At 71.3% G+C, this 23,284-nt stretch carries 17 protein-coding genes and 1 pseudogene; 11 read left to right on the top strand and 7 right to left on the bottom strand.

What is annotated here, in order from left to right; genetic code table 11:
• Positions 1–86: 86 nt before the first annotated feature.
• The 3 genes from RB614_RS21285 to RB614_RS21275 all read right to left on the bottom strand — a co-directional run bounded on the left by RB614_RS21285 (position 87) and on the right by RB614_RS21275 (position 3,052).
• Positions 87–566 carry a methylated-DNA--[protein]-cysteine S-methyltransferase gene (locus tag RB614_RS21285; RefSeq protein ID WP_308714322.1) on the bottom strand — a complete coding sequence of 160 codons (480 nt, stop codon included), beginning with the start codon at positions 564–566 and terminating at the stop codon, positions 87–89.
• Positions 567–601: 35 nt separating this feature from the next.
• Positions 602–1,480, bottom strand: a complete 879-nt coding sequence (locus RB614_RS21280) for a hypothetical protein (RefSeq protein WP_308714321.1) — start codon at positions 1,478–1,480, stop codon at positions 602–604.
• 126 nt (positions 1,481–1,606) lie between these two features.
• Entirely contained in the window at positions 1,607–3,052 is a 1,446-nt protein-coding gene (locus RB614_RS21275; RefSeq protein ID WP_308714320.1) for a CCA tRNA nucleotidyltransferase, read from the bottom strand.
• 38 nt (positions 3,053–3,090) lie between these two features.
• On the opposite strand from RB614_RS21275, the gene RB614_RS21270 reads away from it, so the two are divergent.
• Both RB614_RS21270 and murJ read left to right on the top strand, forming a co-directional pair.
• On the top strand, positions 3,091–3,993 hold the full coding sequence (locus tag RB614_RS21270; RefSeq protein ID WP_308714319.1) for a hypothetical protein: 903 nt from the start codon (positions 3,091–3,093) through the stop codon (positions 3,991–3,993).
• A 1-nt stretch (position 3,994) separates the two neighbouring features.
• The gene (gene murJ, locus RB614_RS21265) at positions 3,995–5,761 is read left to right on the top strand and encodes a murein biosynthesis integral membrane protein MurJ (RefSeq protein ID WP_308714318.1); all 1,767 of its coding nucleotides are present in this window, start codon (positions 3,995–3,997) and stop codon (positions 5,759–5,761) included.
• Positions 5,762–5,771: 10 nt separating this feature from the next.
• Here murJ and RB614_RS21260 read toward each other — a convergent pair whose 3' ends face one another.
• The gene (locus RB614_RS21260; RefSeq protein WP_308714317.1) at positions 5,772–7,361 is read right to left on the bottom strand and encodes a helicase HerA-like domain-containing protein; all 1,590 of its coding nucleotides are present in this window, start codon (positions 7,359–7,361) and stop codon (positions 5,772–5,774) included.
• Positions 7,362–7,644: 283 nt separating this feature from the next.
• Between RB614_RS21260 and RB614_RS21255 the strand changes: the two genes are divergently transcribed.
• The 7 genes from RB614_RS21255 to RB614_RS21225 all read left to right on the top strand — a co-directional run bounded on the left by RB614_RS21255 (position 7,645) and on the right by RB614_RS21225 (position 13,552).
• Positions 7,645–9,216, top strand: a complete 1,572-nt coding sequence (locus tag RB614_RS21255) for a protein kinase family protein (protein WP_308714316.1) — start codon at positions 7,645–7,647, stop codon at positions 9,214–9,216.
• 9 nt (positions 9,217–9,225) lie between these two features.
• A complete protein-coding gene (gene sigM, locus RB614_RS21250) occupies positions 9,226–9,870 on the top strand; it encodes an RNA polymerase sigma factor SigM (protein ID WP_308714315.1) in 645 nt (214 codons plus the stop codon).
• Complete coding sequence (locus tag RB614_RS21245) at positions 9,867–10,769, top strand: hypothetical protein (RefSeq protein WP_308714314.1); 903 nt, start codon at positions 9,867–9,869, stop codon at positions 10,767–10,769. The genes sigM and RB614_RS21245 overlap by 4 nt, the downstream gene beginning before the upstream one ends.
• A gap of 87 nt (positions 10,770–10,856) precedes the next feature.
• The gene (gene trxB / locus RB614_RS21240) at positions 10,857–11,810 is read left to right on the top strand and encodes a thioredoxin-disulfide reductase (RefSeq protein WP_308714313.1); all 954 of its coding nucleotides are present in this window, start codon (positions 10,857–10,859) and stop codon (positions 11,808–11,810) included.
• Positions 11,811–11,832: 22 nt separating this feature from the next.
• Positions 11,833–12,156 (top strand): thioredoxin, encoded by a 324-nt coding sequence (trxA, locus tag RB614_RS21235; protein WP_308714312.1) that lies wholly within the window; start codon positions 11,833–11,835, stop codon positions 12,154–12,156.
• A 69-nt stretch (positions 12,157–12,225) separates the two neighbouring features.
• Positions 12,226–12,387 (top strand): YbbN family protein, encoded by a 162-nt coding sequence (locus tag RB614_RS21230; protein WP_308714388.1) that lies wholly within the window; start codon positions 12,226–12,228, stop codon positions 12,385–12,387.
• A 25-nt stretch (positions 12,388–12,412) separates the two neighbouring features.
• Complete coding sequence (locus tag RB614_RS21225) at positions 12,413–13,552, top strand: N-acetylmuramoyl-L-alanine amidase (protein ID WP_308714311.1); 1,140 nt, start codon at positions 12,413–12,415, stop codon at positions 13,550–13,552.
• 58 nt (positions 13,553–13,610) lie between these two features.
• Here RB614_RS21225 and RB614_RS21220 read toward each other — a convergent pair whose 3' ends face one another.
• Positions 13,611–14,270 carry a GNAT family N-acetyltransferase gene (locus tag RB614_RS21220; RefSeq protein WP_308714310.1) on the bottom strand — a complete coding sequence of 220 codons (660 nt, stop codon included), beginning with the start codon at positions 14,268–14,270 and terminating at the stop codon, positions 13,611–13,613.
• Positions 14,271–14,508: 238 nt separating this feature from the next.
• On the opposite strand from RB614_RS21220, the gene RB614_RS21215 reads away from it, so the two are divergent.
• Positions 14,509–15,825 (top strand): aminotransferase-like domain-containing protein, encoded by a 1,317-nt coding sequence (locus RB614_RS21215; protein WP_308714309.1) that lies wholly within the window; start codon positions 14,509–14,511, stop codon positions 15,823–15,825.
• An 8-nt stretch (positions 15,826–15,833) separates the two neighbouring features.
• Positions 15,834–16,787 (top strand): D-alanine--D-alanine ligase family protein, encoded by a 954-nt coding sequence (locus RB614_RS21210; RefSeq protein ID WP_308714308.1) that lies wholly within the window; start codon positions 15,834–15,836, stop codon positions 16,785–16,787.
• Positions 16,788–17,629: 842 nt separating this feature from the next.
• On the opposite strand, the pseudogene RB614_RS44320 reads toward RB614_RS21210, so the two are convergent.
• Positions 17,630–18,221: pseudogene (locus RB614_RS44320) on the bottom strand (hypothetical protein); the annotation flags it as partial.
• Between the two features lie 4,023 nt (positions 18,222–22,244).
• Entirely contained in the window at positions 22,245–23,282 is a 1,038-nt protein-coding gene (locus RB614_RS21200; protein WP_308714306.1) for a ParB/RepB/Spo0J family partition protein, read from the bottom strand.
• Positions 23,283–23,284: the final 2 nt, after the last annotated feature.

Below are 23,284 nucleotides of genomic sequence, written 5' to 3'. Positions count from 1 at the left end.
CCACCGCGCGACGAGGGCCGGGACCGTGGGTCCCGGCCCTCGTTCATTCGACGACCCGCAGGTACAGGTCTTCGGCGTCGACTGGCTCAAGAACCCCAACTGCGCTGGAGGGCGACGCGGGCCTCCAGCTCCAGCAGGAAGCGCTTGCGGGGGAGGCCGCCGCCGAAGCCGACCAGCTTGCCGCCGGCGCCCACGATGCGGTGGCAGGGCACGATGATCGGGATCGGGTTGCGATTGCAGGCGACGCCGACCGCGCGGGCGCCCCCGGGATCGCCCACGGCAGCCGCGATCTCACCGTAGGTGCGCATCTCGCCGTACGGAATCAGGGTCATCTGGTGCCACACCGCGCGCTCGAACTCGCTGCCCCGGCGCACCGACAGCGGCACGGTGAAATCGGTGAGCTCGCCCGCGAAGTACGCCCGGAGCTCGTCGACCGCCGTGTCGAGGCGGGAGTCGCTCGCCTCGCCCGCATCTTCGACGGCCCCGAAGTGCACGCCGCAGACGCCGGTGCCGTCGACGGCCACGGAAAGCTCGTCGATCGGCGAGTCGATCACCACCCAGCGCATGCGCCCATTGTCGCCGCCGGGTGTGACAGCCCCGCTCAGCTGATCCGCTCGTACTCGGTGGTGAGCAGCGCCGTGTTCTGCGTCAGCGCGCCGGTCGAGCAGGTGTAGCTGGCCGAGTTGTCGTTGGTGTCGAGCGGCTGGGGGATGTCGTACTCCTCGCTGCCCAGCCGGAACTTCGCCTTGGCGGTCGACTCCACCTCGCTGACGCTCACCCGGCCGTTGCCGGTCTTGTAGTCGAAGGTGAGCCGGCCGGAGATCTCGAGCACCGCCGTCTCGCCGTTGAAGTCGCCGCGGTACTCGGTGCCGCTGCCGTAGTCGGTCTCGCCGGTGCCGTCCTGCCTGAGCCGGAGCGTGGCGCCCTCGCCGCCGGTGAAGGTGATGCTGCCCTGGCCCTGGACCGAGACCGTCTCCCGGTGGGACGTGACCCGCCAGGTGCCGATCACGCACTGGTCGATGTCGCTGGCCGGGGTGGCGCTCGAACTCTCCTGCGGGCCGGCGCTCGTCGGGGCGCCGGAGGTCGGTCCGGCGATCGGGTCCTCACCGCCGCCGCGGGCCGCCACCACGATCACGATCGCCACGACCAGGACCAGGAGCGTGCAGCCGAGCGCGACGAGCGGGACCAGGTAGGACCGGCCGCGCTGCGGCTGCTGCTGCGGCGGGTAGCCGGGGTAGCCACCGCCGCTGGTCTGCTGCGCGAACGCCGGGGGCACGCTGGTCGGATACCCCGCGGGGGGCACGCTGGTCGGGTAGGCCGGCGGGCTGCCGGGCTGTGGATAACCGGGGTACGCGGGCGGGGGTGCCTGCGGATAACTCGGCGGTGGCGGCTGGTGCGGTACGCCCCGGAAGGTGCCGCACCGCGTGCAGTAGCCGGCGGCGTCCACCTGTACGCCCCCGCAGACCGCACACGGCTGCATCAGCTGCCTCCCCCACAACACCTCTAACGGGTCCGCCCCAGCGGCGGCTCACTTCGCGAGCGACGGTAGCCGAGGCGCGCCACGCCCGGTAACCAACGAACCGGCTGCCGATGCGGGCCGGACTGGCTAGATCACACCCTCGTCGCGGGCCCACCGCAGGAGCTCGGCCTCGGCCTCGTCCCGGTCGAGCGGGCCGCGTTCCAGCCGGACGTCCTTCAGGTGGCGCCAGGCGCGGCCGACGATCGGGCCGGGCGGCACGCCGAGCAGCTCCATGATCGCATTACCGTCGAGGTCGGGGCGGACCCGGGCCAGATCCTCGGCCTCCTGGATCTGGACGATCCGGGCCTCCAGCGCGTCGTAGTCGGCGGAGAGCTGGGCCGCCTTGCGCCGGTTGCGCGTGGTGCAGTCGGAGCGGGTGAGCTTGTGCAGCCGGGGGAGCAGGTCACCGGCGTCGGTCACGTACCGCCGCACCGCCGAGTCGGTCCACTCGCCCCGCCCGTACCCGTAGAAGCGCAGGTGCAGCGCGACCAGCTTGACCACGTCGGACGTCACGTCCTTGGGGTAGCGCAGCTCCTTCATGCGCTGCTTGGTCATCCGCGCGCCGACCACCTCGTGGTGGTGGAAGCTGACCCGGTTGTCCGGGCCGACCGCCTTGGTGGCCGGCTTGCCGACGTCGTGCATCAGCGCGGCCATCCGCAAGATGAAGTCGGGGCCCTCGCCAGCCTCCAGCCGCACGGCGTTGCTGACCACGGTGAGCGTGTGCTCGTACACGTCCTTGTGCTGGGCGTGCTCGTCGATCGCGAGCTTGAGCCCGGGCAGCTCGGGCAGGAAGCGGGCGGCCAGGCCGGTGTCGACCAGCAGCCGCAGTCCGGTGACCGGGTCGGCGCCGCTGAGCAGCTTGGTGAACTCGTCGCGGATCCGCTCGACCGTGATCCGGTCGAGGTCGGCGGCCATCGAGGTCATCGCGGCGACGATGTCCGGGTCGACGGCGAAGCGCAGCTGTGCGGCGAAGCGGGCGGCCCGCAACATCCGCAGCGGATCGTCGCCGAACGACTCCTGCGGCGTACCGGGCGTGCGCAGGCGCCGGGCGGCGAGGTCCTCCAGGCCGCCGTACGGGTCGGTGAACCGGTGCTCGGGCAGGCTCACCGCCATCGCGTTCACCGTGAAGTCGCGGCGGCGCAGGTCGTCCAGGAGGCTGTCGCCGTACTGGACCACCGGGTTGCGGGTCACCCCGTCGTACGCCTCGGAGCGGAACGTGGTGATCTCCAGCCGCATGCCGTGCCGCTGGGCACCGATCGTGCCGAACTCGCGGCCGGTCTCCCAGGTCGTCTCGGCCCAGCCCTTGAGCACGCGCAGGATGTCGTCCGGCCGGGCGTCGGTGGTGAAGTCCAGGTCGTCGCCGAGGCGACCGAGCAGCGCATCGCGGACGGAACCGCCGACCAGGTGCAGCTCGTACCCGGCCGTCGTGAACCGGCTGCCGAGCTCGTCGGCGATCGGCGAGACCCGCATCAGCTCGGCCACGGCATTGCGCTGCGCATCGGTCAGCCCCGTGGCGTTCGAAGTCTTGGACATGGGAGAGCCAGCCTATCGGTGGGGCGGGGTGTCACGTCGTGCCGGTACCGGCGGCCGGCGGCGGCTGGGGCAAAATGCGGCTCGTGCCGGTACCCGACGCCCTGCGGACGCTCAGCCACGACCCGGCGTTCTGGGCCGACTACTTCTTCCGTACCCACCGTTCCACTCCGGACGCCGATCCCGACCCGGCCGAGCTGCGCGCCACCTTCCCGGTCGCCGGAGGCTACGCGCTGGTGCTCGACCTGGACCGCGAGTACGGAACCTACGCGCTCGGCCTGCGCACGCCCGGCAGCTCGGAGCCGATCCCGATGGCCTGGGACGACCGGTCCCGGTGGCACCCGCACGGTCTGCTCTGGCCGGAGCTGGACCTGATCGGGCGGGTGGTGGCGCTCGACGACCCGTCGCTGCCGCACCCCGGGCTGCCGGTCGCGCTGCTGTGCCGGTTCACACCGATCACGCCCGAGGACGACGCGGCGGCCGTCCAGGCCCTGCTCGGCGCGGCGCTACGGTCGCTGCGGGTGCCGGTGCCACCGGCCGAGCAGGAGCCGCTGTTCCGGTACACGCCGCGGGTGCTCAGCGAGGAGCAGGTGGCCGACTACCTGGAGGTGCCGGGCGAGGGGGTGGCCGGCACGCTGCGGTACGCCGGCAGCGACGTCTTCCCCTTCGACGATCTCGCCGAGCTGGTGCGGCTGGCCCAGCGGCGGGTGGGGCGCGTGGCCGCCGAGCCGTGGCGCACCGAGCGGGTCCGCGCCCTCGCCCGTCAGCGTGACATCGCCGGGCTCCTGGCCGCGCTGGAGGCTGGCGGCTGTGACCACCCGACGCTCCTCGACGCGCTCTCCGACCCCGTCACCCCCGCCGAAGCCGGCTGGGTCCTGGACATGCTGGGGGGCGATATCCCCGTACCCTTGCGTTCGGACGGAATCGACCAGAAGCGGGGTTGAGATGAGCGGCGGCCTCTACAAGAGCGCCAACGCGGGGCACAGCGCACACCAGCAGTACCCGGATGGTGCCGTGCTGATCTCGACCCAGGCGATGCCACCCGGGCTGCATCCGGCTCCGGGCGCGGAGTCGGCGCCCGACCTCGAGCCGGCCGTCGACGTCGAGCAGGGGAGCGCGGCCAGCAACAGCGCGATCATGGCGATCGGCAGCCTGGTCAGCCGCGGCACCGGCTTCCTGCGCACGGTCATCCTGGCCGCCGCGCTCGGCGGCGGCGCGATCAACAACGCGTACACGACCGCTCAGATCCTGCCCGGCATCGTCTACGAGCTCCTGCTCGGCGCGCTGCTGAGCAGCACGATCATCCCGGTGCTGGTACGCCGGCGTAAGGCCGACGCGGATCGTGGCGAGGCGTACACGCAGCGGCTCGTGACGCTGACCGTGCTGGTGCTCGGCGCGGCCGCGGTGCTCGTCACGGCGACCGCCTCGGTGCTGACCGTCCTCTACACGAGCGACAAGTCCAGCGAGGCATTCCAGAGCCTGGTCACCAAGCTCTCCTACCTGATGCTTCCGATGATCTTCTTCATCGGGGTCTCCGGCATCCTCACCGCGGTGCTCAACACGCGCGGCCACTTCGCGACGCCGATGTTTACGCCGATCCTCAACAACCTCGTCGTGATCGCGACCGGCGTGATCTACATGATCATCTACGGTGCCAAGGCTCTCCAGCCGCAGCAGATGTCCGCCGGGCAGATCGTCCTTCTCGGCGGCGGCACGCTCCTCGGCGTGGTGATCCAGAGCGTGGGCCTGCTGCCGGCGCTGCGCAAGGTGGGCTTCCGGTGGCGGTGGCGGTTCGACTTCCGCGCGCTCGGCCTGCGCGAGCTGGGCCGGATCGGCGGCTGGGCGCTCTGCTACGTGGTGGTCACGCAGATCGGCCAGGCGGTCGCGTTCAACCTCCTCAACCGGGCCGGCGAGGAGGACGCGGCCGGACCGGCGATCTACAACAACGTCTTCCTGCTGATGTATATGGCGCACGGCATCATCAGCGTCTCGATCATCACCGCGCTCACCCCGCGGATGAGCGCGGCGGCGGCCGACAACCGGCACGCCGACATGGCCGCCGACCTCGCCCGCGGCACCCGCATGATCACGGCCGTCCTGACCCCGGTGGCGATCTGCTACGCGGTGCTGGCCGCCCCGATCTCCGTGGCGCTGTTTCGCAGCGGTGCATTCACCCAGGACGATGCGGCCGAGACGGCGGTCGTGCTGGTCGCGACGGCGGTGGCGCTCGTGCCCTTCTCGATCAGCCAGCTGTTTACGGTCGGGCTCTACGCGCGGCAGGAGACCAAGGCCGCCGCACTGGTCAACGTCCCCGTCGTCGGGCTGCGCGTCCTCGTGCAGGTGATCGTGTTCGCGCTCTTCTCGGCGGCGTTCGCGGCGCCCGGGCTGATGTTCGCCAACGCGCTGTCGTTCGCCGTCTCCGGCCTGATCACCGCCGTGCTCATGCACCGGCGGATCGGGGCGATCGGGCTCGGCGGCATCCTGGTCACGTTCGTCAAGGTGGGCGTGGCCGCGGTCGGCGCGACGGTGGTCGGCCTCGCCGTGATGTACGTGCTGCCCGGCGGCTGGACGCCGAGCAAGCCCGAGTCGCTGCTCCAGCTCGCGGTCGGCGGCCTGGCGATCGGCGGCACGTACGTGGCGATCGCGCTCGGACTCAAGGTCTCCGAGATCAGCAGCGTCTTCGCGCTGGTGCGCCGCAAGATCCGCCGCTAGCCGCGGGGCGTCAGCGCCTCCGGCGCTTGGCCGTGCCGAAGATCTGGCGGGCGAACGCGGCGCCGGCGGCCGTGGCGGCGGCCCGGACGAACGACTTCGTCGCGTTGGAGCCGAGCACCTTCTCCACCATGTTCGGCTCCGACCGCGGTGGCCGGCCCTCCTGTGGATAACTCTGTGCGGGAGGAGCGTCCGGCGCTGGAGATGCCTGTGGATAACCACCTGTGGACGGCGGCGCCATACGGGCGGCCAGCTTCTCGTACGCGGACTCGCGGTCAACCGGCTCGGCGTACTTCGGGTACAGCGGCGAGGCCCGCACCGCCGCCGTCATCGCCGCGGGGTCGGCGGCGCCCATCAGCGACCGGGGAGCGCGCAGCCGGGTCCAGGCGACCGGGGTCGGCGCGCCGTTCTCGGACAGTACGGTCACGATCGCCTCGCCGGTGCCGAGCTGGGTGAGCACCTCCTCCAGGTCGTACGCCGAGTGCGGGAACGTCGACGCGGTCGCCTTGAGCGCCTTCGCGTCGTCCGGTGTGTACGCCCGCAGCGCGTGCTGGATCCGGTTGCCGAGCTGCGCGAGCACGTCGGGGTGCACGTCCTTGGGCGTCTGGGTCACGAAGAAGACGCCCACGCCCTTGGAGCGGATCAGCCGCACGGTCTGCGTGATCGACTCCAGGAAGTCCTTCGACGCGTCCTTGAAGAGCAGGTGCGCCTCGTCGAAGAAGAAGACCAGCTTCGGCTTGTCGAGGTCGCCGACCTCGGGCAGATCCTGGAAGAGGTCGGCCAGCAGCCACATAAGAAAACAAGGAAAGAGGTCCGGCCGCGCTGTGCCGCCCCCAGCCCCCAGCCGCCCGAGGACACCGGGCAGCTCCAGGATCGAGGCGATGCCCCGGCCGTCCGGCGCGGTACGCATCAGGTCGGCCGTGTCGAGCTCCGGCTCGCCGAAGAAATCGTCCGCGCCCGCGTCGGAAAACGCCACCAGCTCCCGGAGCAGCACACCCGCCGTCTGCTTGGAGAGCCCGCCGAGCGAACGCAGTTGTTCGGCTCCCTCGTCGGAGACCAGGTACTGGATGACCGACCGCAGGTCCTTGACGTCCAGCAGAGGCAGCCCGTTCGCGTCCGCGAAGTGGAAGATCAGGTTCAAGGACGACGCCTGTACGTCGGAGAGCCCGAGCACCTTGGACAGCAGTACCGGGCCGAACGAGGTGATCGTCGCCCGGACCGGGATGCCGGTGCCGTGCCCGCCGAGCGCGTAGAACTCGACCGGGCAGGCGGCCGGCTGCCAGTCCTGACCGATCTCGGCGGCGCGTGCGGTGATCTTCTCGTTGGCGGTACCGGGCGCGGACATGCCCGAGACGTCGCCCTTGACGTCGGCGAGGAAGACCGGCACGCCGGCCGCGCTGAGCTGCTCGGCAAGCACCTGGAGCGTCTTGGTCTTGCCGGTGCCCGTGGCGCCCGCGACCAGGCCGTGCCGGTTGAGCATGCCGAGCGGGATGCGCACCTGCGCGCCGGGGTCGCCGCGGCCGTCGACCACCAAGGCGCCGAGTTCCAGTGCCGGCCCGTCGAACGCATACCCGTCACGGACCTGCCCGGCAAGATCAGACATGGAAAAAGCGTACCTATAAGGCACTATTTGCATGACGCTTCAAAGCAGGACGATTGCTACTTAGCGGTCAAGCCTCGCCCCACGACTCGCGTCCGGCCGGCTGCCACGCCAAGATGACGTGTCGAGAGGTCGCACGACCCAGGTAAGGTCGCACCCGTCGGGTGCGGGTAGCGCCTACGCTATGAGTTGTGCCCGCCGCCGGTTTGCCGGCTGCGGCCAGCGGTCACATCACGGGCAGCACATACGGGTCCACTGATCGAGACGATCACCGAGGGAGGACGGGGTGACCCAGGTCGGCGAAGGTCAGGAGGCGAGCGAGAGCGCGCCTCAGGTCATGACCTTCGGTGCGCCCACCGTCGGTGAGATCCTGGCCGAGAGGTACGAGCTCGCGGAGCACATCAACAACGACAGTGCCGGCCGGCAGGTCTGGCGCGGTGTCGACGTGGTGCTCCGGCGGCCGGTCGCGGTGGTGCTGCGCTATCCCGGTGGCGACTCCGCGATGGAGATGCTGCAGGCCGCCGTCGCCGCGAGCCGCGTGATCCACCCCAGCCTGGTCGGCGTCTACGACGCGATCGACGAGGGTGAGCGGGCCTACGTGGTGCGCGAGTGGGTCGACGGTGAGTCGCTCCGCGAGATCGTGGCCGAGGAGCCCCTCGACCCGACCCGCACCACGACGGTCGCGCACGCGGTGGCCGAGGCGGTCACCGCGATGCACGCGACCGGCATGGTCCACGGCAATATCCACCCCGGCACGGTCCTGATCGGCGACGACGGCCGCGTGGTGCTCGCCGACGCGCGGGCCGACAGCGCCGACACGCAAGAGACCGACGTGCGGGCGATCGGCGGCGTCCTCTACTTCGCGCTCACCGGCCACTGGCCGCACACCGAGGCCGGCCGGTCCGCGCTGCCCGACGCCGTGCGCGACGCGAGCGGCACCGTGGCCGCCCCGCGCCAGATCCGCGCGGGCGTCCCGGCATACCTCGACGACCTCACCATGGACCTGCTCGACAGCCGCCTCGCGCTGCCCGCCGCCGACGTGCTCGCGGCCGAGCTGGGCCGGCTCGACAGCGCCACCGACGAGCCCTACTACGAGGAGACCGGACCGCTTCGGTTCCTGTCCGGCCCTCGCGACGTGGGCGCGGCGGTCGACCCGGGCGGCGTGCGCACCGAGCCCCAGCGGGCGACGGTCCGCAAGATCGCCGCAGGCGTCGCCGGACTCCTCGCCATCGCCGTCGCGGGCCTGCTCTTCGGCATCAGCGCGCTGGGCAACGGCGGCGACACCGACGACACCGCCGCCCCGCCGTCCAACGCGCCGGCCACCGCCGGCAGCGACCCGGCCACCGGGTCCGCCAACGGCCAGCCGCAAAACTTCACGATCAGCGCCAACCAGGTGCGCATCGTCGACCCGTCCGACGGCCAGCGCAACGAGTTGGAGGGCGCCGACGCGGTCGTCGACGGAAACGAAAACACCGGCTGGGAGCCCAACGGCTACAAGAGCTCCAAGTTCGGCAACCTCAAGACGGGCATGGGCATCCTGATCGACCTGGGCCAGCCGCGCACGGTCAGCTCCGTGCAGGTGACGCTCTCCGACGGCGGCGCCTCGGCCGAGCTGCGCGCCGGCGACAGCGACCCGGGCAGCAGCGCGGCCGGTGACAAGCAGGTGGCCCAGTCGTTCAAGCGGGTGGGAGAGCCGCTGGAGGCGTTCGACGCGACGAAGATGAGCTTCACCGCGTTCGACCCCGACCAGAAGTACCAGTACCTGCTCTTCTTCATCACCGAGATGCCGCGCACCGGCGACAGCCAGTGGCCGTTCAAGGTCGGCGTGCAGGAGATCGTGGTCGCCGGGCTGAGCTAGTGTGCAGCCGTGACCGACAGCTCGCGTAGCGACGCCGAGCTGCTGCGCGCCCACGTCGACGGCGATCAGTACGCGTTCGCCGAGCTGTTTCACCGGCACCGCGACCGGCTGTGGGCCGTGGCGCTGCGTACGCTCGCCGACCGGGAGGAGGCGGCCGACGCCCTCCAGGACGCGCTGCTGTCCGCGCACCGCGCGGCGGCCCGCTTCCGGGGCGACTCGGCGGTCACGACCTGGCTGCACCGCATCGTGGTAAACGCCTGCCTCGACCGGGCCCGCCGGCGGCAGGCCCACCCGACGGTCCCGCTCCCCGACGGCAGCCGAGCCGAGTCCGACCGGCCGATCGCCGCCGAGCCGGCCGCCCCCGCGGTCGACCACGACACCGCCCTCGACGTACGGCAGGCGCTCAGCCAGCTGCCGGAGGAGCAGCGGGCCGCGCTGATCCTGGTCGACGTGCAGGGCTACCCGGTCGCCGAGGTGGCGGTGATCCTCGGTGTGGCCGAGGGCACGGTAAAGAGCCGGTGCGCGCGGGGCCGGGCCAAGCTGGCGGTGGTGCTGGGCCACCTTCGGGCCGGCGGTGGGAACCCGCGGTCCGGCGATCGCGTCGGAACCAGTACGGCGCAGGCGCGTACGGCGAAGGTGGAGGAAGAGAAGTGACCGGGCAGGAGTTCAGCGAGGTCGATTTCGACCTGCTCGCCGACTACGTCGGCGGTGCGCTGGACGGTACGCCCGAGGAGGCGGTCGTGGCCCGGCGCGTCGCCGAGGAGCCGGCCTGGGCCGAGGCGCACGCCGCGCTGGTCGAGGCGACCGGGAGCGTCCGCGCCAGCCTCGCGTCCTGGGGTGACTCGGCGGAGCCGATGCCGGTCGAGGTCGCCGACCGGATCGCCACGGCCCTGGAGCAGGAGCCGCGGCGTCCAGACCTCACCGCCGTACCAGATGAGCAAGCTGGACCTCGACGCACCGCGCCTCGGCCGCGGCGCCGGATGCCCGCGTGGGCCGCCCCGGCGGCGATCGCCGCCGGTGTCGCGGCACTGGCCGGCCTCGGCTGGAGCCAGGCGGGCAACATCGGCGGTGGCGGCGACGACAGCTCGGCCGGCAGCGCTGAGGAGGCCCCCGCGGTCGCCCGGCAGAACGCCGACGACGCGGGCGTGGCTCCCTTCGCGGGGCGCGAGATTCCGCTGACGTCGAGCGGGCAGGACTACCGGGCCGGCACGTTCGGGACCGGGGGCAGCCCGCCGAAGGCCGCGATGAGCAGCGCCACGGCCATGGCCGAGCAGGAGGGGGACCGGGCGGGAGCGGCCGCCGCCCCGGCACCGGTGCTTGCCCGGCTGCGCGACCCGGCCGCGCTGGCCATGTGCGTCGAGGCGATCGGGCGGGAGCACCAGCCGGGCGTCACCGAGGTCGAGGTGGTCGATCTCGCGTCCTACGAGGGGTCACCGGCCGCGATCGTGTTTTTCACGGACGGCACCGGGGCACGGTGGGTATGGGCGGCCGGACCGGATTGTGGCCTGGCCCAGCGGGGCGCGGACACCCGCGACAGCGCAAAGATAGGGTGAGCTGACCCACCCGGACGAGGGGTGGGGAATCATCGCGGCTCGCGATGGGTTCTCCTCTGCGCATACAAAACACTACGGGAGTCGGCAGTGGACGAGGTCCGTAATCTGATCATCATCGGCTCAGGCCCGGCCGGTTACACCGCTGCGGTCTACGCCGCCCGCGCCAACCTCAAGCCACTCGTCATCGAAGGTGCGCAGTCCGGTGGCGCGCTGATGACGACCACAGACGTCGAAAACTTCCCCGGCTTCCCCGACGGCATCATGGGTCCCGAGCTGATGGACTCGATGCGCAAGCAGGCCGAGCGGTTCGGCGCCGAGTTCCTCACCGACGACGTGACCCGGGTGCAGCTCACCGACACCGGCGTGGTCGGCTCCGGCGCCACCCAGAAGGTGTACGTCGGCGAGACGGAGTACCAGGCCAAGGCGGTCATCCTCGCCACCGGTTCGGCCTGGCGGCCGCTGGGCGTCCCGGGCGAGCAGGAGCTGCTCGGCCACGGCGTCTCCTCCTGTGCCACCTGTGACGGCTTCTTCTTCCGCGGCCAGCCGATCGCGGTCGTGGGCGGTGGCGACTCCGCGATGGAGGAGGCCACGTTCTTGACCAAGTTCGCGGACACGGTGACGATCGTCCACCGCCGCGACGAGTTCCGAGCCAGCAAGATCATGGCCGACCGGGCGCTCGCCAACCCGAAGATCGCCGTCGAGTGGAACTCTGTCGTCGAAGAGGTTCTCGGAGACGACGGCAAGGTCGCCGGCGTGCAGCTGCGTAACGTGCACTCGGGCGAGGGCAAGGTGCTCGACGTGACCGGCGTGTTCGTCGCGATCGGCCACGAGCCCCGCAGCGAGCTCTTCCGCGGCCAGGTGGAGCTCGACGAAAACGGATACGTCGTGGTGGACGCCCCCACCACGCACACCAGCGTGCCCGGCGTCTTCGCCGCCGGCGACCTGGTCGACCACACCTACCGCCAGGCCATCACCGCCGCCGGCACGGGCTGTGCCGCCGCGCTCGACGCCGAGCGGTTCATCGCATCACTGGAAGTCTGAGTTTCGTTTCAGGAGGGTCTTCGTGGGAACAACCAAGGCGGTCACCGACGCCAGTTTCACCAGTGACGTGCTGCAGTCCGAGACGCCCGTCCTGGTGGACTTCTGGGCCGAGTGGTGCGCGCCGTGCAAGAAGGTCTCGCCGCTGCTCGAGGAGATCGCCAACGAGATGGGCGACCGGGTGCGGATCGTCAAGGTGAACATCGACGAAAATCCCGAGACCGCCCGCGCGTACCGGATCATGTCGGTGCCCACGCTGACCGTCTTCAAGGGCGGCCAGCCGGTGCAGTCGGTGGCCGGCGCCCGGCCAAAGGGTGACCTGGTCAAGCTGATCGAGGGTGCGCTGTAACAGGCACTTGCGTCGGGGCGCTCCCATTAGGGGGGCGCCCTTTTCGTTTGGACGTGTGTGCTAGTGATCATGTCGGTGCCCACGCTGACCGTCTTCAAGGGCGGCCAGCCGGTGCAGTCGGTGGCCGGCGCCCGGCCAAAGGGCGTGTTTGCGAGTGCCCGGCTGGCGGTACGCAGCCGGTGTTCCGGCGGTCCCGGCGGCGGCGTGTCGCCGGGCGGGATAGGCTCCTGAAGCGTTCTCACTGAGGAGGTCCTCCGTGCGTCCGATCCGGCGTGGCGACCGCGGCCCCGCGGTCATCGAGATCAACCAGATCCTCGCCGAGCTCGACCTCCTGGCCGGTAGCGGCGACGAGTACGACGAGACCACCGAGCGCGCCGTCCGCGGCTTCCAGCAGACCCGCGGGCTGTCGGTGGACGGCCTGGTCGGCGACGAGACGTGGCGCGCGCTGGACGCCGCCCGCTGGCGGCTGGGCGCGCGGGCGCTTTACCACGCGATCCCCGAGCCGCTCGTCGGCGAGGACGTCCGCACCCTCCAGGAGCGGTTGCTGGAGATGGGGTACGACGTGGGTCGTGCCGACGGCATCTTCGGTCCCAACACGGCCCGGTCGGTGGCGCAGTTCCAGCGTGAGGTGGGCCTCCAGCCGGACGGGGCCTGCGGGCCGCAGACCATGCACGCGCTCAAGCGGCTGGGTCGCAAGGTGGTCGGCGGGCGGCCGCAGTGGCTGCGTGAGGCCGAGGCGTTTCGCCGCTCCGGGCCCAACCTGATCGGCAAGGTCATCGTCATCGACCCCGGCCACGGCGGCTCCGACCCGGGCATCGTCGTGCCGGACGGGCCGCTGCGCTGGACCGAGGCCGACCTCGCGTTCGACATGGCGGCGCGGCTGGAGGGGCGCCTCGCGGCGGCCGGGATGCGGGTGCACCTGACCCGGGGACCGGGCGGTGGGCCGGCGCTGACCGACATCGCCCGGGCCGATCTGGCCAACGAGCTCGGCGGTGACCTCTTCATCTCGCTGCACATCGACGGGCACGCCAACCCGGATGCCGAGGGGGTGGCGGCGTTCCACTACGGCACGGGCAACGGCGTGACCTCGACGGTAGGGGAGCGGCTGGCCGGGATGGCGCTGCGCGAGATCGTCAAGCGCACCGGCCTGCGCAACTGCCAGACCCACGCGAAGACGTGGGAGCTGCTGCGGCTGACCCGGATGCCGGCGGTGCGGGTCGACGTCGGCTACCTGACGTCCCCCGCCGACCGGGAGCGGCTGATCGACCCGGCTTTCCGTGACCGGGTGGTCGAGGCCATCGTGGCGGCGGTGCAGCGGATGTACTACCCGGTGGAGGCCGACGTGCCGACGGGCTCGATCGACGTACGGAGCCTGCGGGCCGCGGCCGTTTCCTGAGTGCTTCGCGTTCGTGGGCGCTTCGCGCTTGGTGTTGATCGCGCAGCCGTTTTGTGACTTAGCTGGACGTTGATCGCGTAGCTGGACGAACCGGGCGTAGGAGGCTTTCCGGGCTCATCGAGCCGAGGAGCTTCTCCAGCGCGTACTCCACATCGGACTTCCACGACAGCGCCGTGCGCAGCTCCAGCCGCAGTCGCGGGAAGCGCGGGTGCGGCCGCACCGTCTTGAAGCCCACCGAGAGGAAGAAGTCGGCCGGCGCCAGGCAGCCCTCTTCGCCGTCGCCGGACTCGCCGTACTTGGCGTCGCCGAACGCCTCGATCGCCTTGATGCCGCGCTTGGTGAGATCGCGGGCCACGCCCTGCACGAGCATCCGCCCCAGCCCGCCACCGGCGAACGCGGTGACGATGTGCGCGGTCATCAACAGCGCTGCGTCGGCCGAGACCGGCGAGGTGGGAAACGCCATCGAGCGTGGCACGTAAGCGGGTGGCGCATACATGACGAAGCCGGCGGGCATGCCGTCGACGTACGCCAGCTTGCCGCAGGAGCCCCACTCCAGCAGCGTCTGGGACACCCACGCTTCCTTTTCGAGCCCCGGGTCGCCGGCGGCGCACGCGCGCTCGGCGGCGACGGGATCCAGCTCCCAGAACACGCAGGCTCGGCAGGGGCGGGGGAGATCCTCGAGAGTGTCGAGCGTCAGACTGACCAAGCGTCGCGACATTGCCCAATCCTCATAGCATCGATTGCAGCCACGCGCCGCCTCCTTGCCCCCGACAGGAGATCGTACGCCGGAACTTCGCGTCAGGGGAGAGGTCGGGCAACTGGTCACCCCCGGGCCCGGTATGTGGAACCCGAGCGGGGTAACCGGAGGCGTGTGTGGCGCCTCGGGACTACGATCGATCGGCCAGCAGTGTGGCTGGGCTCAACCTTGGTGCTTGCTCCGACGAGGCAGGTGAGTCATGACCGGCACGACGCTTGACGACTATACCGATCGCTACGCCCGGCGGGTGCGCGGCATGACGGCATCGGAGATCCGTGCCCTCTTCGCCGTGGCCAGCCGGCCCGAGGTCGTCTCGCTCGCCGGTGGTGCCCCCTACGTCGCCGCCCTCCCGCTCGACGCGGTAGGGGAGATGCTCAGCCGCCTCGCCACCGACCACGGCCCCACCACCCTGCAGTACGGGATCGGCCAGGGCACGCTAGAGCTGCGCGAGCGGATCTGCGAGGTGATGGCGCTCTCCGGCATCGACGTCGGCTGCGGCGCCTCCCCCGAAGACGTGGTGGTGACGGTCGGCGGGCAGCAGGCGCTCGACCTGGTGGCCCGGATCTTCCTCGACCCCGGCGACGTGGTGCTCGCCGAGGGACCCACCTACGTCGGGGCGCTCGGCGTCTTCCAGGCCGCGCAGGCGCAGGTGGTGCACGTGCCGATGGACGGCGACGGCATCGTGCCCGAGGCGCTGGAGCAGGCGATCGCGGAGGTCGCGCGGTCGGGCCGGCGGGCCAAGTTCCTGTACACGATCCCCACGTTCCAAAACCCGGCCGGCGTGACGCTGACCGAGGAGCGGCGCGAGCGGGTGCTCGACATCTGCGAGCGCGCCGGGCTGCTGGTGGTCGAAGACGACCCGTACGGCCAGCTGAGCTTCGACGGCGACGCACCCGCGCCGCTGCGCGCCCGCCGCCGCGACGGGGTCTTCTACCTGAGCACGTTCTCCAAGACCTTCGCGCCGGGCATGCGGGTGGGCTGGATCCTCGCGCCCCACGCGGTGCGGGAAAAGCTCGTGATCGCCAGCGAGGCGCAGATCCTCTGCCCGAGCGCGTACGCGCAGGCGGCCATCACCACCTACCTGGCCACCATGCCGTGGCGCGAGCAGCTGAAGGCGTACCGGGAGATCTACCGCGAGCGCCGCGACGCGCTGCTGGACGCCCTCGCCGACCTGATGCCGGCCGGCACCACCTGGACCGAGCCCAAGGGCGGCCTCTTCGTGTGGGCCACCCTCCCCCAGGGCCTCGACGCCAAGGCGATGATGCCCCGGGCGATCGCCGCCCGCGTGGCGTACGTGCCGGGTACGGGCTTTTACGCCGACGGCACGGGCGCGGGGCACATGCGGCTCAACTTCTCGTTCCCGTCGCCGGAGCGGATCCGCGAGGGCGTGCGCCGGCTCGCCGGTGTGATGGAGCAGGAGCTGGCGATGCGGCAGGTCTTCGGCGCGGTGGGCGGACTCGCCGCGCGCCGGCGGGGGCAGGCCGCGGCCGACGCCCCTGACCCCGGCTTGGCATGATCTGAGGCATGCATACGGACCTTCGTGTCCTCGTCCTCGCCGGCGGACTCTCGTACGAGCGGGACGTCTCCCTGAAGTCGGGGCGCCGGGTGCTCGACGCGCTGCGCGGCGCCAGCATCGAAGCAGAGCTGCGCGACGCGGACGTCTCGCTGCTGCCGGCGCTGCGGGCCGACCCACCGGACGCCGTCGTGATCGCGCTGCACGGTGCCACCGGTGAGGACGGCTCGCTGCGCGGGGTGCTCGACCTCTGCGACGTGCCGTATGTGGGCTGCGACGCCCGCTCCGCCCGCCTCGCATGGGACAAGCCCTCGGCGAAGGCGGTGCTGCGCGAGGCCGGCATCCCCACGCCCGACTGGGTGGCGTTGCCCCATGACCGGTTCTCGGAGCTGGGCGCGGTGGCGGTGCTCGACCGCATCGCCGACCGGCTCGGTCTGCCGCTGATGGTCAAGCCCGCGCAGGGCGGCTCCGGCCTGGGCGCCGCCGTGGTCCGGGACGCGACGGCACTGCCGGCCGCGATGGTGGGTTGTTTCGCGTACGACTCCACGGCGCTGGTCGAGCGGTACGTGGCGGGCATGGACGTGGCCGTGTCGGTGATCGACCAGGGGGAGGGCCCGCAGGCGCTGCCGGCCGTCGAGATCGTGCCGCGCAACGGCGTGTACGACTACGCCGCCCGGTACACGGCCGGCCTCACCACCTGGCACGCGCCCGCCCGCCTGGACCCCGCGGTGGCGGCGGTGGTGGCGGAGACCGCGATCGCTGCGCACACGGCGCTGGGACTGCGTGATCTCTCCCGGGTCGACCTGATCGTCGACCCCGACGGGCAGCCACACGTGCTCGAGGTGAACGTGTCGCCCGGCATGACGGAGACGTCGCTGCTGCCGCTCGCGGTACAGGCCGCCGGCCTCGACTTCGGCAAGCTGCTGGCGGCGCTCGTGGGGCGGGCCGCTCGGCGTACGGGTTGAGGCCCGGCTCCTGAGACGGGAAGCGCCCCCGTACCGGTCTTCCGGTTGCCGGGGGCGCTTTTGCTTCGCTTCTCTTTCCTCTGTCCTGCTGGCGTGGGCCTTTGGCCCTGCTCGGCCGGCCTGGCCTGCGGTTGTCGGTTGTCTTGGCTGGCCCGACCTCTCTCTCGCTTCGGCAGCTCGCCGACCTCGTGGCGTTCCGTTTGCCCGCTGCTTGCCCACGTCGTGCCGCGGCGGCTGGTGCGCCGCCAGCGGCATGGGTCAGGTCGTGGCGCTCTGGTGCTCGGGCTTGCTCCCTGGAGCCTCGGGCTGCCCGGCCGCCCGAGCGGCCGGCACGGTGCGCGGCGGTTGGCCTCCCGGCGCCGCGTCTTTGCTGTCGCTCTTGGTATCGAGCTTGGCGCCGACCGGTGTGGACGCCGGCTTCACGCCTGCGGCTGGGCTTTGGATGGTCGGTCCGTCTGCCGTCGCCCGGTCTCCCGTCGCGGCCGTCTCTTCACCTGTGACCGGATCGCGTGTCGTCTCGCCGGGCGTTGCCGCGTTGGGTGTCGTGCCGTTGGGGATGGCCGTGCTCGGCGCCGCCGCCGTCTGTGCCGCTGCGTTGGATGTCTCCGTGCCTGGTGCCGTCGTCTCGGACATCGCCGTGGTTGGTGTCGCCGCGTTGGGCGTCGCTGGTTTCGACGCTGCTGTGTGGGGTGCCGCTGCGTTCGTTGTTTGCGCGTCTTCGGGAGCATCCGCGTCTTCGGGAGCTTTCGCGTCTTCGGGAGCTTCGAGGAGCGCGACGGAGGTGTCGTCGGTGTCGGCTTGCAGCGCGAGGCTGGCCGCTTCCGCCTCCGCCTGCTGAACCAGACTCGACGGCGCCTGCCACTCGATCCGCGGTGGCTCGGCGAGCGGCTTTCCGCCGAACTCAGCCAGCCACGCCGCCACGAGCGCCAGGTTTTCCCGCCACGTCGACTCCGGGATCGGCGGGAGGATGTCGTCCCACAGCGACAGGAAGGTGCCGCGCAGCTGCAGCCGACCGTACGGCCGGGCCAGGAACCACATGTGCAGGTGTGCCGACCCGTCTCCCCACCGGTTCACGTGAACCCGTGCGACTCCATCGAGCGAGCGCACGGCCCGCTCCAGCCGTACGGTCATCACGCCGAGCTCGGCCGCCAACAGGTTGGGCAGGTCGCCCAGGTCGAGATGCGAGCGGGACTCCAGGATGAGCACCATCGGCAATCCGGTGGGTCGATCCATGGCACGGACGCGCCATCGCTCGCTGACCCAGATGTACGCCTCATCGGGCGCGTTGCACGCGCTGCAGTCGGCGGCGTCCTCGCCCTTGCGCGCGGGCTCGTTCTCCACCGGGGCGTCGAGCTGCTTGACCCGCAGGTCGCCCTCGAACGGGAAGGAGGGCCACTTCGTGAAGTCAGGAACGGGGGATGCTGTGTCGGGCACGAGGCTGACCCTAACGGAGTTGAGGACCGCTGTCCTTCCCCGTTTCGGGCGGACGCCACCTTCTCTGTCCACAGGCAACCACCGCCCCCGACCGGCACTTTCTCTCGAATCCGCTGCATCTGTGGATAACCTCTGTGGATTGTGCGCGCCCGTCGTTTCACGTGAAACGACGGGCGCGTCGCACCTCCGGCTGCGGCCCGTCCTCTCGCCCTCTCGCCGAATGTTTCCCGTGAAACATCGCGGCCGTGTGGGCGTCGACGCCCGGCTTGTGCCCGCTCGTTGGTGGGCTCGCTCGCAGGTTTGGTGGCTGACCGCCAGTACCTGGGCCGGCTCCGTCTGTCGACGTTGGTCGCACTCGCTCCTCGTCGGAGCGGAGGCGAGGCGCTCGCGCACGCTGTCTTTGGCTCGCAACGCCACGCGGGCTGGCGCCGGTCCACAGCTCCCGGCGGTAGCCATCCGTTAGGGGAGTCCTTGCGACGCATCGACTTCGACGGCGGAAGCCGGAACTGTCCGCCGGCCCTGTTGGCGCCGCGAGGGTCTTGAACTGCTTCGGCGTTTGGCGTTCGTTCGTGGTCGTCCACCCTCACGGACTCTCGGTGTCGCGGCTGCGGATCGGTGAAGACCGCGTCACCTATGCCGCCGGTCACCTCGACGGCGCTCCTCCGGGTTGGGCCGCTCCACATCCCGGCGCGGCGTACCACGGCGGCGATCCAGTTGGTGGTCTGTGGTTGCCCGGCATACCTGGAAGCAGCGGACTCGCGATAGGGGGTGCGCGCCGGATGGCTCGGCGCTTGTCTGCGCTCTGGGAAGTCAGCGAGAGATTGGGCTAGGAGCCTCGCTCGGGGTCTCTGGTCCGGCAGCGGTCGGTGTCTGGCCTCAATTTCGCTCTCGCCGAGGCCCCGACGCCATCCGCGCTTCCGGCCGCGCGCCAGAGGTCTTCGCGGCCCTTCCGAGCCCGGCGATCCCCACTGCTTCGGGCGCTGACGCCGCGGGGTCACGCTGGCTCGGCTCGGGCCATTGGTGTCTCCTCCTTGAACCTCGCGCGGCGGCGAGATCCGGGTGCAGGCGCATGCTCTTGCTGATGTCGCACGTGGCCGGACAAACGGCCCTCCTTCCAAAGATGCGCGGACTGAGTTCTGGGGCCAGGGACCGCCGACACGCCCCGCTGCTGTGACGACGCTCCATTGCTGAGCCGCACGGGCCAAGATCGCACGAATGAATCGGAGGCGAGGCCGCTACCTCGATCCACGTCGGGTCCGAGCGGGTCGCGCTCACCCCGGAGTCGCGACCAAGCCCGCTCCAGTCGCTAGGCCCTGTTTCGACAATCCTTGCCAGGCTGCGCCGAGCCCAGACGACGACCGGCGGCGCGAGCATCAGGCCCATACGGACGTGCCGGCGAGTCGGCTGGCTCGTAGCCTCCCTGGACCTCGGCTCGCCTCAACAATCCCTTTGAAACAGGGCCTAGTACGTTACCGACGACTGGAGTCCTTCGGCCGCTTGGTCGGCTAGGCCCGGCGAGGCGGGCGGAGGTCGGTGGTCATCGTGCTGTGGCCAACGCGACGGTGGTCACGCGCGTCCGGAGCGGCAGGGGCCCCAGCCCGCCCGCGCGGCGAGCCACTCGGCCAATCGTCGGCGCGTCACCGTCGCGAAGACGACCGAGACTCGCCCGTGGAACGAGGCGGCAGGGGAAGCCCGGCGACGACGCGGGCTCACTGCGCGATGTTTCACGGGAAACATCGGAGATCAACAGCTGGCTCCGACAACCAGGAGCCTCGCGGCGCCATCGCCGCACAGAACGGTCCGGTCCGAGTTGGACCCGCGCCGGCGTCGGTCTCACGGCTCGCTGTTCGCCGTCGACCGCAACCTGCGTTGTCCGTCCTTTAACCGAAGCTCGCTGTCGCGAGTCGGTCAGGTCGAGTGCTACCCGCTGAGTCTCGTGGGCTCTCGACGGCACATCCACGGGCTGGGTCGGGAGCATGCGCCGGAACTCTCCTTTGCATCCGGGTCGACGCGCTACGGCTGCGGCGGGGGAGCTCCCTCGCCGACGCAACGCGCCTCCTGCGGACAGGCTCGTCGCGTGGAAGCATCGCCGTCTCCGTCTCGCTCCGGGCGAGGCACTTGGACACACCGCGATGGTGTCGGCGACCAGGCTGGTGAAGACCCCTCGCGTGGAGTCTCCGATCATCGACGACCGGAAGCAGGCCCTCTCCGGCCAGGCACCAGCTCGCGGCTGAGAGATCCGATAGGCCGACCACGGATCCCTCAAAGGCGATGCCAGCGCTAGCGATAAGGCAGCTGCGGCCGCAGCCGGCGCGCGTACCAGAGATGGCGCGGAGATGGAGCCCGGCGGTGGCAGCCTTCGCGGTGATGCTCCGGCTCGTGGTGCCGTGGCTCGGCTTTCCCGGAGAGGTGACATTCGGCCGGGAGAAGCGGGCGGCCAGCCGCAATCGATGGGGCCTCCCTGACGGAGCATCGCGGACGCCGAGCCAGTCGAGCCTCCTTTCGACTCTGAGGGGCACGCTCTGGGGGTAAGGCGGCGATCCTGCGACGAGGACCGCGCGACCTGGCCGTCGCACGCCCAACAGCGGCGGCGCCAATGGATGGCCGTGGGCTAAGCGACCCAGGGCGGGCTCGCCGAGTTCGGCGCATGAGCCGGCGGCGACCTCCGAACGCCGGGGGAGTGCCACCGCTCGGATCATCGCCAATCGCGGGAGGCGAGACCCACACGACCGAGAGGGACGGGCTACAGGAGCCGAGATCGGAGCCAGGCACGAACGGATGGCCGCGTCAGCCAGCGCAGGCCCGACCCGAGCGCATGAACACCGCGACGTCGAGGACTTCGATGACGGGAGCCGTGACGGCACACCTCAGGCAGGGCCCGGCGACCCCAAGCTAGTGCGGCGGCCACTAACCTTTGCCGGCTTCGCCAGCGCCGGGTGACCAGCGGCCGAAGGCCGGTGAACGTTGGCGGGGCCACCGCACCAGGGGACCAGCATCGCGGCCATCCGCCGCCCATGAACGTAGACGGTCGACCCGCCGGAGCGGCCGCAGACGAACGGCCTTCGTGCTGAGGGACCCAGTGGACTACGAGACGCGCCAACACCGCCTTCGCTCCTCCGACCCACGGCCGGCTCTGGTGCGCTGGAGGACTGAACGCTGCCACCCACAGGATCCAACCGCACCCGACTCCGTGAGCGGGTCGCTCCTTTCCCGGGCACAGCCGCCCCGAGCGAAACCGCACGGCGGGCAAACAGGATGGCCGCGAAGCAGCAAGCCGTGCCGTCCCGCCCGTACGGAGGCGACGTCGCGGCAGAGCTACTCGCCTCGTCGTCGGCGATCCAGATCAAGCACCAGTCGGCGCCCAGCACCGAAAGGCCCACGCCCCGCCGGCCCTACACCTCGGGCTCAAGCTCCCGGCCCGCCCATCGGCGAGAGCTCCCGCCCATCGGCGAGCCTGACGACACCCCATATGGTGGGCCGGCAGACCTCACACCAGGCCCCGAGACATTGCCCCGGGAGCCTGATGACGCTCGACCAAGGGCCACCACCCGGTCGAGGCCCGCTTCGCCGGCGGGGGCGCTGAGACCGCGGCCGGAGGCCCACCAGTCGGCCGCTGAGCGGTCAGTGGCCACGGCGCCGAGCAAAGACGCCCGCCCGATGCGAGACACCCGCCTGGGCCGGAGCCGACCGAGCGGACCGAAGAATCCCGGCCGGTACTCGCAACCGCCGCGACCCGCACTCGGCGCTGACCCCAGAGCCCGGCACTAGCCCGGAAGCCGAAGTCGAGCAGCGCCCTGGAGCCACGCCGCGACCAAGCCCTCCCGGCAGCGTGCACCGTGCGCAGGGTACCGACCCCTACCACCCGACTCGAAGGGATCACCGAGCATCCGGCTGCAACTGCGGGGGGTCGGCCAGGAGTCCGCAGGCTCGCTCGCGCCGAGGCCCGTCGTTTCACGTGAAACGACGCTGGCCGCGAACCCACCCGGGGTTCGCGGCCACCAACAGAGACGCGACGGGGGAGCGCTACTCCGGCGGCTGCTCCGTGCGCTCGACGCCGATGATTCCCACGATGCGCTCAAGGTCGTCCACGGTCGCGAACTCGATCGTGATCTTTCCCTTGCTGCGACCGATGTCGACCTTGACGCGGGTGTCGAAGCGGTCGGAGAGGCGTTCGGCCAGATCGCTCAGAGCGGGCGCGTGCGCCTTCACGCGGCGCTTGGCCGGCTTGGCCGCGGGGGCCGGGCCTTCGGCGACCGCCAGGGCGACGAGCTCCTCGGTCGCGCGTACCGACAGGCCCTCGGCCACGATCCGCAGCGCCAGCTCCTCCTGGGCCTCCGTGTCTTCCAGGCCGAGGATGGCCCGGGCGTGACCCGCCGAGAGCACGCCGGCGGCGACCCGGCGCTGTACCTGTGCCGGGAGGTTCAGGAGCCGGATCGTGTTGGAGATCTGCGGGCGGCTCCGGCCGATGCGCTTCGCCAGCTCCTCGTGCGTCGCCCCGAACTCCTCAAGCAGCTGCTGGTACGCGGCCGCCTCTTCGAGCGGGTTCAGGTTGGCGCGGTGGATGTTTTCCAGGAGCGCGTCGCGGAGCATCGCGTCGTCGCGGGTGTCGCGGACGATGGCCGGGATTGTGTCGCGGCCGGTGGCCTGGGCGGCGCGCCAGCGGCGCTCGCCCATGACGAGTTCGTACTTCTCGCCGTCGAGCTCCCGCACCACGATCGGCTGGAGGAGGCCCACCTCCTGGATGGAGGTCTTGAGCTCCTCCATCGCCTCTTCGTCGAAGACCTGCCGCGGCTGCTTCGGGTTGGGCACGATCGACCCGACCGGGATCTCGGCGAAGCGGGCGCCGGGCACGGGGGCGAGGTGGCTCGTTGTCGCGCCGGGGGTGAAGGCGAGCTCGGCGGGGGGAACGTGGGCCGGAGCGCCACCGGCAGCCGCCTCAGCGGTGTCAGGCGGCGACGCAGCCGTGTCTGCCGCCGGAGCGCCACCCGACGGCTGCGGAGGCGCGGTGGGGATCAGGGCCCCCAGCCCGCGTCCGAGCCCGCCGCGCGGACGGTTCTTCATGC

This window comes from Phytohabitans maris, from assembly GCF_031085175.1.
GTDB lineage: Bacteria > Actinomycetota > Actinomycetes > Mycobacteriales > Micromonosporaceae > Phytohabitans > Phytohabitans maris.
The sequence above is the reverse complement of the archived record's forward strand: the minus strand, read 5'-3'. Positions and strand labels throughout refer to the sequence as shown.

Excerpts from the sequence above, each read along its gene's own strand:
- RB614_RS21260 (WP_308714317.1), bottom strand. The coding sequence starts at position 7,361 with ATGTCTGATCTTGCCGGGCAGGTCCGTGACGGGTATGCGTTCGACGGG.
- RB614_RS21230 (WP_308714388.1), top strand. The coding sequence starts at position 12,226 with ATGTCGGTGCCCACGCTGACCGTCTTCAAGGGCGGCCAGCCGGTGCAG.
- RB614_RS21210 (WP_308714308.1), top strand. The coding sequence starts at position 15,834 with ATGCATACGGACCTTCGTGTCCTCGTCCTCGCCGGCGGACTCTCGTAC.
- RB614_RS21220 (WP_308714310.1), bottom strand. The coding sequence starts at position 14,270 with ATGTCGCGACGCTTGGTCAGTCTGACGCTCGACACTCTCGAGGATCTC.
- RB614_RS21200 (WP_308714306.1), bottom strand. The coding sequence starts at position 23,282 with ATGAAGAACCGTCCGCGCGGCGGGCTCGGACGCGGGCTGGGGGCCCTG.
- murJ (WP_308714318.1), top strand. The coding sequence starts at position 3,995 with ATGAGCGGCGGCCTCTACAAGAGCGCCAACGCGGGGCACAGCGCACAC.
- RB614_RS21285 (WP_308714322.1), bottom strand. The coding sequence starts at position 566 with ATGCGCTGGGTGGTGATCGACTCGCCGATCGACGAGCTTTCCGTGGCC.
- RB614_RS21215 (WP_308714309.1), top strand. The coding sequence starts at position 14,509 with ATGACCGGCACGACGCTTGACGACTATACCGATCGCTACGCCCGGCGG.
- RB614_RS21275 (WP_308714320.1), bottom strand. The coding sequence starts at position 3,052 with ATGTCCAAGACTTCGAACGCCACGGGGCTGACCGATGCGCAGCGCAAT.
- RB614_RS21280 (WP_308714321.1), bottom strand. The coding sequence starts at position 1,480 with ATGCAGCCGTGTGCGGTCTGCGGGGGCGTACAGGTGGACGCCGCCGGC.